The 16,666-nt window shown below is 73.6% G+C and carries 13 protein-coding genes, 1 other RNA gene and 1 pseudogene; 6 read left to right on the top strand and 9 right to left on the bottom strand.

Annotated elements, in window-relative coordinates; translation table 11 throughout:
* Positions 1 to 79 precede the first annotated feature (79 nt).
* Positions 80 to 1,045 carry a LysR family transcriptional regulator gene (locus ACZ4TG_RS11145; protein WP_468161568.1) on the bottom strand — a complete coding sequence of 322 codons (966 nt, stop codon included), beginning with the start codon at positions 1,043 to 1,045 and terminating at the stop codon, positions 80 to 82.
* Positions 1,046 to 1,129: 84 nt separating this feature from the next.
* Here ACZ4TG_RS11145 and ACZ4TG_RS11140 point away from each other — a divergent pair, with 84 nt between their 5' ends.
* From ACZ4TG_RS11140 to ACZ4TG_RS11130, 3 genes and pseudogenes are all read left to right on the top strand, one after another.
* Positions 1,130 to 2,377 carry an MFS transporter gene (locus ACZ4TG_RS11140; protein WP_468161566.1) on the top strand — a complete coding sequence of 416 codons (1,248 nt, stop codon included), beginning with the start codon at positions 1,130 to 1,132 and terminating at the stop codon, positions 2,375 to 2,377.
* A 14-nt stretch (positions 2,378 to 2,391) separates the two neighbouring features.
* Positions 2,392 to 2,601: pseudogene (locus ACZ4TG_RS11135) on the top strand (type II toxin-antitoxin system Phd/YefM family antitoxin); the annotation flags it as partial.
* Positions 2,598 to 2,855 carry a Txe/YoeB family addiction module toxin gene (locus tag ACZ4TG_RS11130; RefSeq protein ID WP_468161564.1) on the top strand — a complete coding sequence of 86 codons (258 nt, stop codon included), beginning with the start codon at positions 2,598 to 2,600 and terminating at the stop codon, positions 2,853 to 2,855. The pseudogene ACZ4TG_RS11135 and the gene ACZ4TG_RS11130, both read left to right, overlap by 4 nt.
* A 67-nt stretch (positions 2,856 to 2,922) precedes the next feature.
* Here ACZ4TG_RS11130 and ssrA read toward each other — a convergent pair.
* The 5 genes from ssrA to ftsE form a co-directional block, all read right to left on the bottom strand.
* Positions 2,923 to 3,311: a transfer-messenger RNA gene (ssrA, locus tag ACZ4TG_RS11125) on the bottom strand.
* 84 nt (positions 3,312 to 3,395) lie between these two features.
* Complete coding sequence (gene smpB / locus ACZ4TG_RS11120; RefSeq protein ID WP_468161562.1) at positions 3,396 to 3,881, bottom strand: SsrA-binding protein SmpB; 486 nt, start codon at positions 3,879 to 3,881, stop codon at positions 3,396 to 3,398.
* A gap of 18 nt (positions 3,882 to 3,899) precedes the next feature.
* Positions 3,900 to 5,099 (bottom strand): S41 family peptidase, encoded by a 1,200-nt coding sequence (locus ACZ4TG_RS11115; protein ID WP_468161560.1) that lies wholly within the window; start codon positions 5,097 to 5,099, stop codon positions 3,900 to 3,902.
* 67 nt (positions 5,100 to 5,166) lie between these two features.
* A complete protein-coding gene (gene ftsX, locus ACZ4TG_RS11110; protein ID WP_468161558.1) occupies positions 5,167 to 6,138 on the bottom strand; it encodes a permease-like cell division protein FtsX in 972 nt (323 codons plus the stop codon).
* Positions 6,139 to 6,147: 9 nt separating this feature from the next.
* The gene (ftsE, locus tag ACZ4TG_RS11105; RefSeq protein WP_468161556.1) at positions 6,148 to 6,837 is read right to left on the bottom strand and encodes a cell division ATP-binding protein FtsE; all 690 of its coding nucleotides are present in this window, start codon (positions 6,835 to 6,837) and stop codon (positions 6,148 to 6,150) included.
* 223 nt (positions 6,838 to 7,060) lie between these two features.
* Here ftsE and ACZ4TG_RS11100 point away from each other — a divergent pair, with 223 nt between their 5' ends.
* The gene (locus ACZ4TG_RS11100; RefSeq protein WP_468161554.1) at positions 7,061 to 7,249 is read left to right on the top strand and encodes a hypothetical protein; all 189 of its coding nucleotides are present in this window, start codon (positions 7,061 to 7,063) and stop codon (positions 7,247 to 7,249) included.
* Between the two features lie 88 nt (positions 7,250 to 7,337).
* Here ACZ4TG_RS11100 and prfB read toward each other — a convergent pair whose 3' ends face one another.
* Positions 7,338 to 8,447 carry a peptide chain release factor 2 gene (gene prfB / locus ACZ4TG_RS11095; RefSeq protein WP_468161552.1) on the bottom strand — a complete coding sequence of 370 codons (1,110 nt, stop codon included), beginning with the start codon at positions 8,445 to 8,447 and terminating at the stop codon, positions 7,338 to 7,340.
* Positions 8,448 to 8,761: 314 nt separating this feature from the next.
* Here prfB and ACZ4TG_RS11090 point away from each other — a divergent pair, with 314 nt between their 5' ends.
* On the top strand, positions 8,762 to 9,799 hold the full coding sequence (locus ACZ4TG_RS11090; RefSeq protein ID WP_468161550.1) for an isopenicillin N synthase family dioxygenase: 1,038 nt from the start codon (positions 8,762 to 8,764) through the stop codon (positions 9,797 to 9,799).
* Positions 9,800 to 9,817: 18 nt separating this feature from the next.
* On the opposite strand, the gene ACZ4TG_RS11085 is transcribed toward ACZ4TG_RS11090, so the two are convergent.
* Both ACZ4TG_RS11085 and ACZ4TG_RS11080 read right to left on the bottom strand, forming a co-directional pair.
* Positions 9,818 to 11,065: a serine/threonine-protein kinase gene (locus tag ACZ4TG_RS11085; protein ID WP_468161548.1), complete on the bottom strand. Its 1,248-nt coding sequence runs from the start codon at positions 11,063 to 11,065 to the stop codon at positions 9,818 to 9,820.
* Positions 11,066 to 11,254: 189 nt separating this feature from the next.
* Entirely contained in the window at positions 11,255 to 13,015 is a 1,761-nt protein-coding gene (locus tag ACZ4TG_RS11080) for a serine/threonine-protein kinase (RefSeq protein ID WP_468161546.1), read from the bottom strand.
* Positions 13,016 to 13,472: 457 nt separating this feature from the next.
* Here ACZ4TG_RS11080 and ACZ4TG_RS11075 point away from each other — a divergent pair, with 457 nt between their 5' ends.
* A complete protein-coding gene (locus ACZ4TG_RS11075; protein WP_468162097.1) occupies positions 13,473 to 16,610 on the top strand; it encodes an FHA domain-containing protein in 3,138 nt (1,045 codons plus the stop codon).
* Positions 16,611 to 16,666: the final 56 nt, after the last annotated feature.

The raw sequence follows: 16,666 nt of genomic DNA, 5'->3' as shown, positions 1-16,666 counted from the left end.
TCGCGTCCTTGGTGACGACCGTAGGAACGGCGCGTTTCCACCCCGGTCCCCGCCGGATGACCGCCGGGAAACCTTGCACTCACCCGCCGCCGGAGCCGCCTGTGAGCGCCGCCGGGAGCCAGCTCCCGGCCGGTACGTCCAGCCACCCGCGCTCCCCCGCGAGCTCGGCGGCCGCCCGGGCGAGGGCGTCCAGCCCCGGGTGCCGGAAGCCCTTGCGCCAGACCATCGACAGCGGGGACAGCGGCACGGGGGCGACCAGGGGCCGTTTCGCGCAGCCGGGCATGTCGGTGAAGTCGACGGTCACCAGGACCGGGTTGCGGGTCTTGGCCATGACCCGCCCGAACTCCTCCTTGCCTACCGCCACCGGCGCGGGCGGCGCCAGCCCGATGCCGCGCCCCGCGAACAGCTCCCGCGCCAGCCCGGTCCACTCCAGGGTGCGGGGATTGCCGGCCCCGGCGTAGACGCTCTCCCCGGCCAGCGCCTCCAGCGGTACGTCCTGCCGCGCCGCCAGCGGGTGCCCGTCGGGCAGCAGCACGGCGAGCGGCTCGTACCGTACGGGCAGGTGCGCGAGGCGGGCGCGCAGCGCCGGCTCCAGCCCGTGCGCGTAGCCGAAGGACACGTCGAGGCGCCCGGCGGCCACCTCCGCCGCGGCGTGCGTCAGCCCGCTCTCGAAGCGGGCCATCAGCTCGCAGCCCGGGGCGAGTTCGCGGGCCCGCTCCAGCACGGTGCGCCCGGAGCTCGGCCCGTCGGTGTTGAGGTCGACCAGCAGCGGTCCGGGCTCGGCGAAGGCCGCGGCCAGTTCCGCGTGCGCGCCCAGCACCCTGCGGGCCAGCGGCAGCAGCCGCTCCCCGTCGGCGGTGAGCTCCACGGCCCGGGTCGTCCGTACGAACAGCCCCGTGCCCAGCCGCTCTTCGAGCCGCCGGACGTCCCGGCTCAGGGCCTGCTGGGCGACGTAGAGGCGGGCGGCGGCGCGGGAGAAGTGCAGCTCCTCGGCCACGGCCACGAATCCGCGCAGCAGCCGGGGTTCCAGATCACGGGAGGTCACCCCGGGAGACTAACAACGGAAAGCGGTCAATCGCCCCTGAACAGGTGTTGGACGCCGCTCCGGCCCCGCCCGCAGCCTTGGTCCATGCCCGCAACGATCTCCGCGACCCCCCTGATGACCGTCACCGGCTCCACCCTGGTCCTGGCCGCCCCGCCCCGCCCGCCCCGCGCCCCCGGCCCGTACCGCCGCCTCTTCGCCCTGCCCGGCACCCGCGCCTTCACCGCCGGGAACCTCATCGCCCGCCTCCCGATGGGCATGTTCGGGATCAGCGCGGTGATGATGATCGCGGGGCAGCGCGGCTCGTACGCCCTCGCCGGGGCGGTCACCGCCACCGGCCTCGCCGCCACCGCGCTGGTGGCGCCCTGGACGGCCCGGCTGGTCGACCGGTTCGGGCAGGCCAGGATCGCCGTCCCGGCCACCCTGGTCGCGGTGCTCGGCTCGCTGTCCCTGATCGCCTGCGTCCGCTGGGACGCTCCGGCGTGGACCCTGTTCGCCTCGTACGCGGCGACGGCCACCACCCCCAACATCGGCGGCATGTCCCGGGCCCGCTGGACCCTGCTGCTGCGCGGCTCCCCGCGCGAGCACCACACGGCGATGTCCTTCGAGCAGGCCGCCGACGAGCTCTGCTTCATGCTCGGGCCGGTCGTCGCCGCGTCCCTGTGCACGCTCGCCTTCCCGGAGGCGGGCACGCTCACCGCCGCCGCCCTGCTGCTCACCGGCATGCTGGTCTTCACCGCGCAGCGGGCCACGGAGCCGCCGCCCACGGGAGTCCGCCCGGCGCCCTCGACCTCGCCGCTGCGCGCCCTCCTGCCCCTCCTCGGGCTCTTCACGGCCACCGGCATGATCTTCGGCTCGCTGGAGGTCACCTCGATCGCCCACCTCGACGCACACGGCCTCGGCGCCGCCTCCGGCCTGGTCCTGGCCCTCCAGGCGGCCGGCTCCTGCGCCGCGGGCCTGCTCTACGGCGCCCTGCGCCCCCTCGGGCTGCGCACCTGTCTGGCCGCCCTGTGCGCCGCGATGGCCCTGCCCTGGGCCGCGGCGGCCACCGGCTCGCTCGCCCTGCTGGCCCTGGCCCTCCTCCTGGCGGGCATGGCCACGGCCCCGACGATGGTGACGGCCATGTCCCAGGTCCACGCCCGCACCCCGCAGGACCGCCTCAACGAGGGCATGACCCTCGCGGTCACCGCCATCCTGACGGGCATCGCCGCCGGTTCCGCCACCGCCGGCGCCGCCGTCGAACACCTCGGCACCACGACGTCCTACGCCCTCCCCGCCGCGGCAGCCCTCCTGGCCCTCGCGGCCGCCCACACCCAGCAGCGCCGGGCGCGCTGAACACACAGGGCTGACACGGCCCGGTGCGCATCACCTCCAAGAACGGCGACGCCGTCCTCATGTCCGCCGACGACTACGACTCCTGGCAGGAGACCGTCTATCTGCTGCGCTCCCCTGCCAACGCCCAGCGGCTGATGGAGGCTGTCGGTCGCGACCGCGAAGGCGCGTCCACGGTCACCAGGAATCTGGATGAGCTGAGGGAGCTGGCCGGGGGCGAGGAGTGAGGAGCATTCGCTTCGACCCCGCCGCATGGGAGGACTTCCTGTTCCGGCTCGCCTCCGACCGGAAGATGGCTCGCCGCATCACCCGCCTGATCGGCGAGATCCAGCGCGACCCGTTCACCGGGATCGGCAAGCCCGAGCCGCTGAAGGGCGAACTGTCGGGCTACTGGTCTCGCCGCATCGACGACGAACACCGGCTCGTGTACCGGGCGGACGACGAGGAAGTGAAGATCCTCAAAGCCCGCTACCACTACTGACGCCGCAGACCCCGGGCATGACGAAGGCCCCGCAGCAGGAGCTGCGGGGCCTTCGCCCACATGGGATGAGTGGAGATGGCGGGAATCGAACCCGCGTCCAACGGTGCAGAAGCAGGGCTTCTCCGAGCGCATTCCGCTGCGCTTTTCTCGGCCCCGGAGATCACACGGACAAGTCTCCGACGGGCTCAGTCACTGTTTGGTTTCCCTCCAACCCCCGTGACCGGGGCTAGAGGTTTAGATCCCTAATTGACGCCAGGATCCGGACCGGGACCACTTCCGGGCTGACGCTCCTCACAGAGGCTTCAGCTCACTGTTATTAGGCAGCGAGGGTGAAGCGGGAGTTATCGCTCTTGGAGTTGGCGATTATTTTTTGCGACATATGGTTTACGAGATCATTGCCGCTTCCTCGGCTCGCTTCCCCTGCATCGACATCCGCTGTCGAAACCGATCATCCCCATGTTTTTTTATCAACGTGCCCCACCCGCGAACGTGTGGTGCTGACGCCATGGTACGCGAAGTGGACCACGGGATGCCAGGCGATTAAACCGTGCCGCGCTGCTTGCGACGGATGGCCGAGATCGCCCGGTTCGTCTCGCGGGTGTCCTGCTTCTCCCGCAGGGTCTGCCGCTTGTCGTACTCCTTCTTGCCCTTGGCCAGCGCGATCTCGACCTTCGCGCGGCCGTCCTTGAAGTACAGGGACAGGGGTACGACCGTGTGCCCCGACTCCTCCGCCTTCCGCGCCAGCTTGTCGATCTCCTCGCGGTGCATGAGGAGCTTCCGCTTGCGCCGCGCGCTGTGGTTGGTCCACGTGCCCTGGCTGTACTCCGGCACGTGCACGTTGTAGAGCCAGGCCTCGCCGCCCTCGATCGACACGAAGCCGTCCACCAGGGAGGCCCGGCCCTGGCGCAGGGACTTGACCTCGGTGCCCGTGAGCACGAGACCGCACTCGTAGGTGTCGAGGATCGTGTAGTCGTGCCGCGCCTTCTTGTGCTGGGCGATCATCTTGCGCCCTGTTTCCTTAGCCATAGTGCGGTCATTTTCGCACTACGGACCCACCCCGAGGCCACCCAATACCGTGCGGGCCCGCTCCTCGGCCCCCTCGCCCGCCGCGAGGTCGGGGGTGATGCCGCCGCCGTCGAGGCTGCGGCCCGCCGGAGTGCGGTACGTGCCGACCGTCAGCTCCGCCACCGAGCCGTCCGGGAGCGGCGTCGGCATCTGCACCGAGCCCTTGCCGAAGGTGCGGGTGCCGACCGTCACCGCGCGGCCGCGGTCCTGGAGGGCGCCCGTGACCAGCTCGGCCGCGCTCATCGTGCCCCCGTCGACCAGCGCCACCAGCGGCCTCGCGGTGTCCCCGCCGGGCTCCGCGTACAGGGCGCGCTCGGAGCCCCGTACGTCGTACGTCGCCACCAGCCCGCCGTCCAGGAACGCGGAGGCGGCCGTCACCGCCTCGGCAACCAGCCCGCCCGGGTTCCCGCGCAGGTCCAGCATCAGCCCGGCGCCGGGCGGGGCCGCGCGGACGGCGGCCCGGACGCGGTCCCCCGAACCGCGCGTGAACGAGGCGACCTTGATGAGCGTGATGCCGCCCGCGAGCTGCCGTACCGTCACGGGCTCGGTCCGCAGCTGCTCCCGGCGGACGGTCTCGGTGAGGTCGGCGCCGTCCCGGCTGAGGCCGAGCACCACCGGGGTGCCGGCCTCGCCCCGCAGCAGGGCCACCACATCGGTGACGGACAGCCCCGTGACGCCCTGGCCGTCCACGCTCAGCAGCCGGTCGCCGCCGCGCAGCCCGGCCCTCGCGGCCGGACCGCCGGGCTGCACCCGGTCGACCCCGATCCGGCCGTCGGGCAGGCGCTCGGCCCAGAGCCCGACGCCGGTCCAGCGGCCGTCGAGGTCATCGGCGAAGGCCGCGTACTCGCCCTGGTCGTACACGGTGCCCCAGCGGTCCCCGCTGCGGCTGACCACTTCCTGGGCGGCCTTCTTGCCGGACTTGCCCTCGGCCACGGCCTCGGCGGCGGCGCGTGCGACGGCGTCCCGGTCGGCGGTGCCCGCCCCGGGCGGAAGGGGCGCGGATAAGGCGGCGGGGTCACTCGTACGGGCCACCAGTGCGCCCCCCGCGTCCGCGCCCGCCGCGCGCTCCCAGCAGCCGGTGCTCGCGGCGGTACCGACGGCCGCGAGGAAGACCAACGTCAAGACGGCCCCGCGACGCAGGTCGCGGGGCCGGAGACAGAGAGCGGGCAGACCCGGCATGGCGCCGAGTCTAGGACAAGCCCCGCGGCAGCACGGATGGTTGGCCGGACCGCACACGGGGCGCTTGTCACACCTTCAGGTACTTGCGCAACGCGATGAACGCGGCCAGCGAGGGCATCAGCAGACCGATGACGAGCACCAGCGGCAGCTTGGTGACGACGGAATCCCACCCGATGAAGTTGATCAGTTCCAGCTTCGAGCGGAGCATCACGCCGTGGTCGATCACGAAGTACTGGCCGGCCCCCAGCATCAGGCAGGCGAGCGTCGCGCCGATCAGGCCGGCGACGGCCGCCTCCATGATGAACGGCACCTGGATGTAGAAGCTGGACGCTCCCACCAGCCGCATGATGCCGGTCTCCCGCCTACGGCTGAAGGCGGAGACGCGCACCGTGTTGACGATCAGCAGCAGCGCCACGATCAGCATGATCAGCATGATGCCGAGCGCGGCCACATTGAGGAGCCCGAGCAGCTTGAAGAGGTTGTCCACCTCGCGGTTCTGGTCCTGGACCGACTGGACCCCGTCCCGCCCGGCGAAGGCGGTGGTGATGACCTCGTACTTCTCCGGGTCCTTCAGCTTGACCCGGAAGGAGTCGGGCATCTGGTCCGGGGTGACGACCGAGGCCAGCGCGGTGTCCCCGTACCGCTCCTGGTAGTGCTTGTAGGCCTCGTCGGAGGACTCGTACATGACGGTCTGGACGAGGTCCATCTTCTTGAGCTCGGCTTCGAGCTGCTGCTTCTGCTCGGGGGTCACCGCGCCCTTGGCGCAGGGCCCCTTGGGGCCGGCCCCGGCGTTCCCCTTGGCGGCGGCGTCGGTCGCGGCGTCCGCCGCGTCCTTCGCGTCGCTCTTGTTGCAGAGGTAGACCGTGACGTTGACCTTGTCGTACCAGTACCCCTTCATCGCGCTGACCTGGTCGCGCATGAGGAGGGAGCCACCGAACAGGGCCAGCGACAGGGCCACGGAGATGATGACCGCGAAGGTCATGGTGAGATTGCGACGGAGACCGACGCCGATCTCCGACATGACGAACTGGGCGCGCATGGCGTCCTTTCAGTGCTGGTAGCCGTAGACGCCGCGCGACTGGTCGCGTACGAGACGGCCCTGTTCGAGTTCGATGACGCGCTTGCGCATCTGGTCCACGATCTGCTGGTCGTGCGTCGCCATGATCACCGTGGTGCCGGTCCGGTTGATCCGGTCCAGCAGCTTCATGATGCCGACGGAGGTCTGCGGGTCGAGGTTGCCGGTCGGCTCGTCCGCGATCAGCAGGGCGGGGCGGTTGACGAAGGCGCGGGCGATGGCCACGCGCTGCTGCTCGCCGCCGGAGAGCTCACCGGGCATCCGGCTCTCCTTGCCGCCGAGCCCCACCAGCTCCAGGACCTGCGGAACGGCCTTGCGGATCTCGCCGCGCGGCTTGCCGATGACCTCCTGCGCGAAGGCGACGTTCTCGGCCACCGTCTTGTTGGGGAGGAGCCGGAAGTCCTGGAAGACGGTCCCCAGCTGGCGCCGCATGTGCGGGACCTTCCAGTTGGAGAGCTTGGCGAGGTCCTTGCCCAGGACGTGGACCTGGCCGTGGCTCGCCCGTTCCTCGCGCAGGACCAGCCGCAGGAAGGTGGACTTGCCGGAGCCGGAGGAGCCGACCAGGAAGACGAACTCACCCTTCTCGATGTCCAGCGAGACATCTCTGAGTGCGGGGCGGCTCTGCTTCGGGTAGGACTTGGAGACGTTGTCGAATCGGATCACGGGTGCACCACGGTCGCCGGGAGTAGGTGTGCGTGACCATACGCGAACGGGCGCGGGGTGTGGACCCGGCATCCGGAGTTGCCCGATTTATCCCCGGGTCCTGGAGGAGCCGGATCGCGATTGCCCGGACGGGCCGCGCCGAATGTCGCCGAAGCTGGCACAGTGGTAGGGGGAACGGACTCGTTCCCCTTGCCGTTGTACCAGGGGACGAGAGGAGGAGCGCATGACATATGACCGGCTCGTGTGCGCGAACTGCGCCGCACCCGTCAGCCAGGGCCGCTGCCCGGTGTGCCGGGCGAACCGGGAGCGCCTCCAGCAGGAGAGCCCCTTCGCCGGCCTGAACCCCATGGCGCTCATCGCGCTTCTGGTGGTGCTGGTGGCAGCTCTGGCGCTGGTGGCCCAGACCGCGTAGTTCTTCTGCCGCGTCCCGATCACACGCTACGCGCAAGGGCCCGGACACCTTGGGGTGTCCGGGCCCTTGCCGTGTTTACGCCGCGTCGTTACGCGGTCTGCTCCTGCTGCTTGCGCCAGCGGATCCCGGCCTCCAGGAAGCCGTCGATCTCGCCGTCGAGCACCGCCTGCGGGTTGCCGACCTCGAACTCCGTCCGCAGGTCCTTGACCATCTGGTACGGGTGCAGGACGTAGGACCGCATCTGGTTGCCCCAGGAGCTGCCGCCGTCCTTGAGGGCGTCCATCTTGGCCTGCTCCTCCTGGCGGCGCCGCTCCAGGAGCTTGGCCTGGAGCACGTTCATCGCGCTGGCCTTGTTCTGGATCTGCGAACGCTCGTTCTGGCAGGAGACGACGATGCCGGTCGGGATGTGCGTGATGCGCACGGCCGAGTCGGTCGTGTTGACGCCCTGGCCGCCGGGGCCGGAGGCGCGGTACACGTCGATGCGCAGCTCGCCCTCGTCGATCTCGACGTGGTCGCTGGACTCGACGACCGGCAGCACCTCGACGCCCGCGAAGGACGTCTGGCGGCGGCCCTGGTTGTCGAAGGGCGAGATCCGGACCAGCCGGTGGGTGCCCTGCTCGACGGAGAGGGTGCCGTAGGCGTACGGGGCCTTGACCACGAAGGTGGTCGATTTGATGCCGGCCTCTTCCGCGTAGGAGGTCTCGTACACCTCGGTGGGGTAGCCGTGCCGCTCGGCCCAGCGCAGGTACATGCGCTGGAGGCGCTCGGCGAAGTCGGAGGCGTCGACGCCGCCGGCCTCGGCGCGGATGTTGACCAGGGCCTCGCGCTCGGCGTACTCGCCGGAGAGCAGGGTCCTGACCTCCATCTCGTCCAGCGCCTTGCGCACGGAGACCAGCTCGCTCTCCGCCTCCGCGAGGGTGTCCGCGTCGTCCATCTCCTGGGCGAGCTCGAAGAGCACGGAGAGGTCGTCGATGCGGCCGCGCAGGGTCTCGGTCTTGCGGACCTCGGCCTGGAGGTGCGAAAGCTTGCTCGTGATCTTCTGGGCGGCCTCCGGGTCGTCCCACAGGGACGGCGCGGCGGCCTGCTCCTCGAGCACGGCGATATCTGCCCTCAGCTTGTCGAGGTCCAGGACGGCCTCGATCGACCCCATGGTCGAGGAGAGGGACTTCAGCTCTTCGGAAACATCGACGACTGCCACGGGTCCAGCGTAGCCGGTCATCGGACGGCACTCTCCGGCCAGGCTGGATCGGTCCGTACGGAGAGGGGTTCGCACGGGCGTACCCTCACCATATGACCGTCCTACTCGTGAAGCGCCGCCATGTGGACCACATGCGTGTCACCACCACGAGCTGTCTGCCGCCGGACCTCGCACGAGCCTGATCCACCCCGATCCGACTTCGGTCCTGAACGCGGACACGCGGCCCCGGCGCCATCCCTGCCGGCGGCCTTCCCCACCCGCTGCCCCGCCATCTCTGGGGAACAGGACCCCGTGACATCCGAAACGGAGCCGTCATGCCGTCCGCGCACCCTTCCTCTTCCTCCCGTGCCGACTCTCTCGCCACCTCGCTGGCCGTCATCGACCTGTCCCGGGCCGACGACCCCGCCGAGCGGGAGGACTTCCTGCGGCAGCTGCACGCGGCCGCCCGGGACACCGGTTTCCTGTACCTGACCGGGCACGGGATCAGCGAGTCGGAAACCGCCCGCATCCTGGAGCTGACCAGGGCTTTCTTCGCCCTCCCGGAGGCCGACCGGCTGGCCGTGAGCAATCTGAACTCCCCGCACTTCCGCGGCTACACCCGGATCGGGCACGAGCTCACCGGCGGGGCCTCCGACTGGCGCGACCAGCTGGACGTGGGCGCCGAGCGGCCCGCGCCGGCGCTGGGGCCGGACGACCCGGCGTACCTGTGGCTGGAGGGCCCGAACCTGTGGCCGGCGGCCCTGCCGGAGCTGCGCGAGGTGGTCCTCGACTGGCAGTCCCGCCTCGCCTCCGTGGCCCACCGCCTGCTGCGGGAGCTGCTCGCCTCGATCGGCGCTCCCCCGGACTTCTTCGACGCGGCCTTCGCCGAGCGCCCGCACCTGCACACGAAGCTGATCCGCTACCCCGGATCCGCCCCGACCGGCGCCGACCAGGGCGTGGGCGCGCACAAGGACTACGGCTTCCTGACCCTGCTGCTCCAGGACTCGGTGGGCGGGCTCCAGGTCGTACGGGACGGGGAGTACGTCGACATACCGCCGCTCCCGGGGGCGTTCGTGGTCAACCTGGGCGAGCTGCTGGAGATCGCCACGGAGGGCTACCTGCGGGCCACCGACCACCGCGTGGTGAGCCCGCCGGGGGCGGTGGAGCGGTTCTCGGTGCCGTTCTTCTACAACCCGCGCCTGGACGCGGTCGTCGACACGGTCCCCGGCGACTACCTGCGCTCGGCGCCGGGAGTGGCCCACGACGCGTCGAACCCGCTGCACGCGGAGTACGGCCGCAACGAGCTGAAGGGCTGGGTCCGCGCCCACCCCACCGTGGCGCGGCGCTGGCACCCGGAACTCGTCCCGGCGTAGCCCCTCCTCCCGCACCCTTCAGGGGGTGCGGGGGACCGACCGCTTGCTGTCCTGGGGAGGCGGGGTGTCGTCGCCGGAGACGGCCAGCCAGGTGCCGAGGCCCACGGCGGCGGCCAGGGCCAGCGCGGACGCCGACATGACCAGGCGCCGCTTGCGGGCGGCTTCGGCCCGGTGCCGGGCGGAACCCGGCCGGTGGCCGCCCGCGGGGCGCGGGACCCGGGCCGTGCCCAGCGCACCCCCGGCGAGCTCGTCCGGCCCCGGCACCCGCATCGAGGTGTGCGTGTCCCGGTTCGAGTCCGTCGCGGAGCCCGGCACCAGGGGCACCACCCCGCGACGGCGCACCGGGTCCGCGGACGCCTCCTCGGGCTCCTCCGGCTCCGGCTCGGCGTCGTCCGGCTCGTCCACGTCCAGCGGCGGCATCCCGGCCAGCATCGGCAGCAGGTCCCGCAGCCGGGCGGACAGCTCCGAGGCCCGCAGCCGCGAGGCGGGGGCCTTCGCGAGGCACTGCACCATCAGCTGCCAGAGCTCGTCCGGGATCCCGGGCAGCGGCACGACGGTCTCCGTCACGTGCCGCCTGAGCACCGCCCCAGGGTGCCCGCCGCCGAAGGGCGTGAACCCCGCCAGGAGCTCGTACAGCACCGTGGCCAGCGCGTATATGTCGACGGCCGCCCGCGGGGGCAGGCCCTCCACGATCTCCGGGGCCAGGTAGTCCGGCGTGCCGATGATCCGGGTGGTGGGCGTCGAGGCCCGCCCGCCGGCGCTGCGCCGCGGGGAGTCGATCAGCTTGGCCACGCCGAAGTCGGTCAGCAGCGCGGGGTGCGCGCCGCCCGGGCCCAGCGGGCCCTGCATGTCGAGCAGCACGTTCTCCGGCTTGACGTCGCGGTGCACCACCCCCGCCGCGTGCGCCGCCGCCAGGGCGTCCGCGACGTCCGCGACGATGGCCACGGCCGCCTCGGGGGCCAGCCGCCGCTCGCGGTCGAGGCGCGTGCGCAGATCCGTACCGCGGACGAGGTCCATGACGAGGGCGAGGTCGTTGCCGTCGACGACGAGGTCGCGGACGGACACCACGTGTGGATGGTCCAGCCCGAGCAGCGCGCTGCGCTCCTGGACGAACCGTCCGACCAGCTCCTGGTCGGACGCGAGGTCCTCGCGCAGGAGTTTGACGGCGACGGGGCCGTCAGGCCCCTCGCCCAGCCACACCGTGCCCGCGCTGCCGCGTCCAAGGATCTGGTGCGCGGTGTACCGGCTGCCGATCTTCCGTGCCACGACTGCTCCCTCAGCGGCTGGCGTACGCACCAAAGCTACGCGGCCGGGTGGGCGTTGGACGCCCCGCATCGCGGCGACCTTCACTTCTGCGGGCGAAATCACGTCCCGGAAGTCGACAAATCCACGAACCAAGCGCTACCGGGGCGTCCCGAGGCCCCTTTGTCGGAGCGTCAGGACGCCGATGGCGGCTCAGGGGGTGGAGCCTCCGCCGGTGGAGTCGCCGATGGCGCTGACCCAGTCGACGGCCTCCGAGCCCCAGGTCCACACCTGGTCCCACCAGCCGCGGCCGGTGCCGACCCACTCCTGGAGCGGGGTCAGCTCCCACACCAGCCAGCCCGCCACGAAGAAGAGCAGGATCATGACCAGGCAGCCCTTGAGGCAACCGAGGCCGGGGATCCGGACCGGGTTGGCGCTGCGGCGGCGCGGCTCGCGCGGCTCCCTCGGCGCCCGGGGGGCCGGCTGCTGCGGCGGCGGACCCTGGGGCTGGCGGGGCTGCTGGTACGGCTGCTGCTGCGGGGGCTGCTGGTACTGGGGCTGGTGCTGGGGCTGGTGCTGCTGGGGCTGGTAGTGCTGCGGCGGGGAGTACTGCTGCTGCGGCGGCTGCTGGTACTGCGGCTGATGCGGGGGCTGCTGCGGCTGCTGGTACTGCTGCGGCGGCGGGCCCTGGCGGTACGGCTGCTGCTGGGGCCGCTGCTGCGGCGGCGGGGGCGCCTGGCGCTGCGGCCGGCGGCGCAGCGGGTCCTCGCTCGGGTCGAGGTACTGCATCTGGGTCTGCTCGTTGCGGTCCCGGGCGGCCCGCATCTGCGACTGCCACGGGTGCGGCTGGTCCGGCTGCTGCACGGGCGGCATGACGGACGTCGGGTCCGGGCCGCCGCCGGCGCCGGTGCTGGGCAGCACGCTGGTCGCGTCGGCCCCGCCGACCGGCGGCAGGACGCTGGTCATGCCGTTCGGGTCGTAGGCGCCCATCGGGGAGCCCGCGCCGGCGGGGAGCATCTGGGTCGGGTCGGCGGCCCCGGGCGTCGCCGGGACCGGCGCGGGCGAGGGGTCGGGCGCGAGCAGGGCGGCGACGCCGAGCGCGGCCTCGACCTCGTCGGGCGAGGAGTGCACGCCGATGCCGGAGGCGACCACGCGCAGCCCGCGCGCCAGGCTCTCGGCGCTGGGGCGCTCGTCGGGCTCCTTGCGCAGGCAGTGCTCGATGACCGTCCAGAGCGGCTCGGGAAGGTTCGCGGGGCGCTGCGGGTCCTCGCTGAGGTGGCGGTGGAGCACTTCGAGCGCGGTGCCGCCGGCGAACGGCGGGCGGCCGGTGACCAGCTCGTAGAGCAGGATGCCCGCGCCGTAGATGTCGACGGCGGAGGTCTGCGGGCGCCCCTCGGCGGACTCGGGGGCCACGTAGGCGGGGGTGCCGACGAACTCGTGGGTGCGGGTGAGCCCCGGGGAGTCGGCCAGGCGCGCGATGCCGAAGTCGGTGAGCATCGGCTTCATCTGGCCGTTCCGCTCGTCGAGCAGCACGTTGGCGGGCTTCAGGTCGCGGTGGACCACGCCGTCGGCGTGGCTGGCGGCGAGCGCGTCCGCGATCTGGGCGGTCAGCAGGCTCGCCGCGACCGGGCTGAAGGGGCCGTTCGCCCGGATGTACCTGTGCAGGTCGGGGCCGTCGATCAGGTCCATGACCAGGGCCAGCAGATCACCCTCGACGACGAGGTCGCGCGTGCGCACGATGTTGGGGTGGGTCAGGCGCAGCAGGACCGAGCGCTCGCGCAGGAAGCGCATGACGATGTCCGCGTCCTGGGCCAGCTCCTCCTTGAGGACCTTGATGGCCACGGTCTCGCCGGGCTGCCCGGCGACGGCTGCCTCCGCACCGGCGGTCTCCCGCTGGCGGGCACGCCAGACGGTGCCCGTGGCGCCGCGCCCGAGCGGCTCCTCGAGCAGGTACTTGCTGCCGACTGGCCGCACGTCTCGCGCTCCCCTGCTGTCGTCTGTCTGTCGTCTGGTTTCGGGTGTTTCCGCTGTTTGGTTTTCCGGCCCACTCTAGGGGGTGTCCCGGTGGAAGACGCCGGGTGCCGAAGGTTGGTTGCCGTACATATGTACGAAGAGTGAGTTTTACCGGGTATGCCGGAGGCGATTTTCCTCGGCTTTCGTCGGCTCACTTGTCCGTATTCGTGCCAGGAGTGGATCGGGTCACGATCGATCAAGATCATTTGTTGCCGGGTGCCGGGCGTGTTGTCCGTGACAGGTGCGAGGATGCACCCGTACGGAACGGCAGGGACGGGAGCCCCGCCTTCCGGCAGACCTGACCGGACGACGCGTCCGTGCCGGGCGGGGGGTCGATCGGGCAGGCATGTCCCGCCGTTCCCCTGCCGGGCGCACGCACCGTGCACTGCGCACCGCGCAGAAGGGACCGCTGACGGCGATGCAGATCCGGCTGACCGTCCTCGGGTCGCGCAGCGGCCACCAGACCGCCACCGCGCCCGCCGGCTGTGACGTGCTCGTCACCGCGCCCGCCGGGACCGCGCTGGCCGCGGTCGCCTCCGGGCTCGCGGCGACCGTGGGCGGCCCAGACACCGGCGGCACCGTGGTGCTGTACGCCGGGGCCGAACGGCTCGACCTCCAGCGGCGGGTGCTGGGCGAACCTCCGCTCGTGGACGGGGCCGTGCTGGCGCTGCACGTCCCCGTGCCGGACGGCTCGCCGGCCCTGCCCGAGGACGGGCTGGACGCCCCTCAACTGCACGTGGTGGCCGGTCCGGACGCGGGCGGGGTGCACCTGCTGCACCCCGGGGCGGTCCGGATCGGACGCTCGTCCGACGCGGACGTCCCGCTGGACGACCCCGACGTGTCACGGCTGCACTGCGCGGTGACGGTGATGCCGGACGGGCGGGTGGCGGTGGCCGACCTCGGCTCGACGAACGGCACGACGCTGGACGGCGCCCCGGTGGGACCGCGCGCGGTGGCACTGGCACCGGGGGCGCTGCTGCGGATCGGCGAATCGACGCTCCGGCTGGCCGCCGGGGGCTCGGAAGCGGTGCTGGCCGCGGTGCCCGACCTGGAGGGCCACCTGTGCCTGCCGGGCACCTCCGGCGGATCGGGCACCCCCGGCGCGCAGCCGACCGGCGCGGGCGGCCCCGGCACGGGCGGCCCCGGCACGGGCAGCCCCGGCGCAGGCGGCCCCGGCACGGGCAGCCCCGGCACGGGCAGCCCCGGCTCGGGGGCGCATGCCGCCGGAGCCGGAAGCGGCCCGTACGGCGCGGGCTCGCACGGCGCCGGCCGGGACGCCGGCCCGTACGGCGCCGGCCAGGGCGCCGGGCCCGCAGCGCAGCTCGGGGGCGGGCCCCAGCGGTACCCGGCCCCCGGGGCGGCCGAGTGGTCCGGCCCGCCCGCACCGGGCCCCGCCGGCCCCGCGCCCGGTACGCCCGGTACGCCCGGCGCGGACTGGGGCAGCGGGGGCGCGAACGCCCCCCGGCGACGGGGCATAGGCGCCTGGGCCCGCAAGTGGGTGCGCGGCGAAGAGTCCCCCGGGGCGGCCGTCGACGCCGAGGTGGCGGTGGCCGCCCGGCCCGACGAGGACGACCCCGCGGCGCTGCTGCTCGCCGCGCTCGGGCCGACCGGGCGGCTCTGGTCCCGCGCCCCCGGCGCCCTCGACGTCGGCCTGGGCGCCGGCAGCAGGGTCGCGCTGCACGAGACGGGGGCGCTCGGGATCGCCGGGCCGCGGGCCCGCCTGACCGGCGTGGCCCGGTCCGTGATCGCCCAGCTCGCCGCGCTGCACGCGCCGGGGCAGCTGGAGGTCGTGCTGATCGCCGCCGACCGGGCCCGCACCGTCCAGGAGCGGCGCGCCGACTGGGGCTGGCTCGGCTGGCTCCCGCACGTCCGGCCCGCGCACGGCCAGGACTGCCGGCTGCTCCTCGCGTACGACCGCGACCAGGCCGCCGCCCGCACCGGTGAGCTGACCCGCCGGCTCGACGAGGGCCCGCTCGGCGGCGGCTGGGCCTCCGCCGGACCGGAGGCGGTCCGGCAGGCCGCGGCCGGGTACGAGGGCCCGTACACGCTGCTCGTCCTGGACGGCGACCCCGGCGCCGGCCCGCTCCGCGACGTCACCGGGCGGCTGGCCTCGCACGGGCCCGCCGCCGGGATCCACGTGCTGGCCCTCGCCGAGGCTCCGGCGGCGACCCCCGCCAGTCCGGTCTCCGAGACGTTCGAGGCCGCGTGCGCGGGCTCCCCGGCCTTCCGGGACTGCGGTACGGCCGCCCTGCTGAGCGGGGACGTGGCCACCGCCGTACGGACCTTCGCGGTCAGCGGCGGCCGCCCCGTCCCGCCGGGCACGACCGCCGTCGCGGACGCCGTTTCCGCCGCCTGGGCGGAGCGCTTCGCCCGCGCCCTCGCCCCGCTGCGGGCGGAATCGGCGGCCACCGAGGGCTACCGGCCGGCCGCCGCCCAGCTGCCGCAGACCGCGCGGCTCCTCGACGAGCTGGGCCTGGCCCGGGCCACCCCCGCTTCGCTGATGGCCCGTTGGGCGGCCGCCACCGAGCAGGGCCAGGGCGTCGGCGGCCTCGCCGAGGTGGTGCTGGGCACCGGCCGGCGCGGGGCGGTCGGGGCCGAGCTGGTCCACGAGGGCCCGCACCTGCTGATCGAGGGGCCCGCCGGGAGCGGCCGCACCGAGCTGCTGCGTTCGGTGGCGGCCTCCCTCGCCGCCGCGGCCCGGCCCGACCGGCTCGGCCTGGTGCTCCTGGACGGGGCCGGCGGGGAGCGCGGCGACGGGCTGCTGCCCTGTACCGAACTGCCGCACGTGTCGGCCCATCTGGTGGCCTCGGACCCGTTGCGCATGCGGGAGTTCGCCCAGGCGCTGGGCGCCGAGCTGAAGCGCCGCCACGAGCTGCTGGACGGCGTCCCGTTCAGCGAGTGGCACGCCCGCCGCGAGGTGTCCGACCGGATGGTCTCGCCCCGCCGGCCCCCCTCCGGCGAGCTCGGCGGCGATCTCGACCCGCAGCGCTCGGGCACCCTGCGGCTGCGTTCCGCCGCCGCCCGCACCGACCCGGCCGCGGGCCCCGGTCCGCTGCCCCGGCTGGTGCTGCTGGTCGACGACTTCGACGCGCTGGTCGCGCCCGGGCTCGGCAGTACGGGCCGCCCCGCCGCCGGTTCGCTGGTGCGGATCCTGGAGGGGGTGGCCCGCGAGGGCGCCCGGCTCGGGGTGCACCTGGTCGCCACCAGCGCCCGCCCGGACCGCACGGCCGACACCGAACTGTCCCGGCTGGCCACCCTGCGGGTCGAGCTGGACGCCCCGGACCAGCCCGGCCCGGGCCGGGGGCTGCTCCGGCACGCCGACGGCCGCGCGGTCCCGTTCCAGGCGGGCCGGGTCACCGGCCGGATCCCGCGGACGGCGACCTCGAGGCCGACCGTGGTGCCGGTGGAGTGGGAGCGGATGGGTGATCCGCCGGCCCGCCGCCCGGTGCGCGAGCTGGGCAACGGCCCGACCGACCTGGCGCTGCTGGCCAGCGCCCTGGACCGGGCCTCGCACCTGGTCTCGGCGATACCGGTGCTGTTCCCGCCCGCTCCCTGAGCCCTCCGGCCCCCGCGTACCGCGAGGCGGTATTGCGGGGGTGCGCGGGTACGGCG

The organism is Streptomyces sp. NPDC028314, from assembly GCF_055565795.1.
This window is presented reverse-complemented; position numbering and strand designations above follow the sequence as displayed.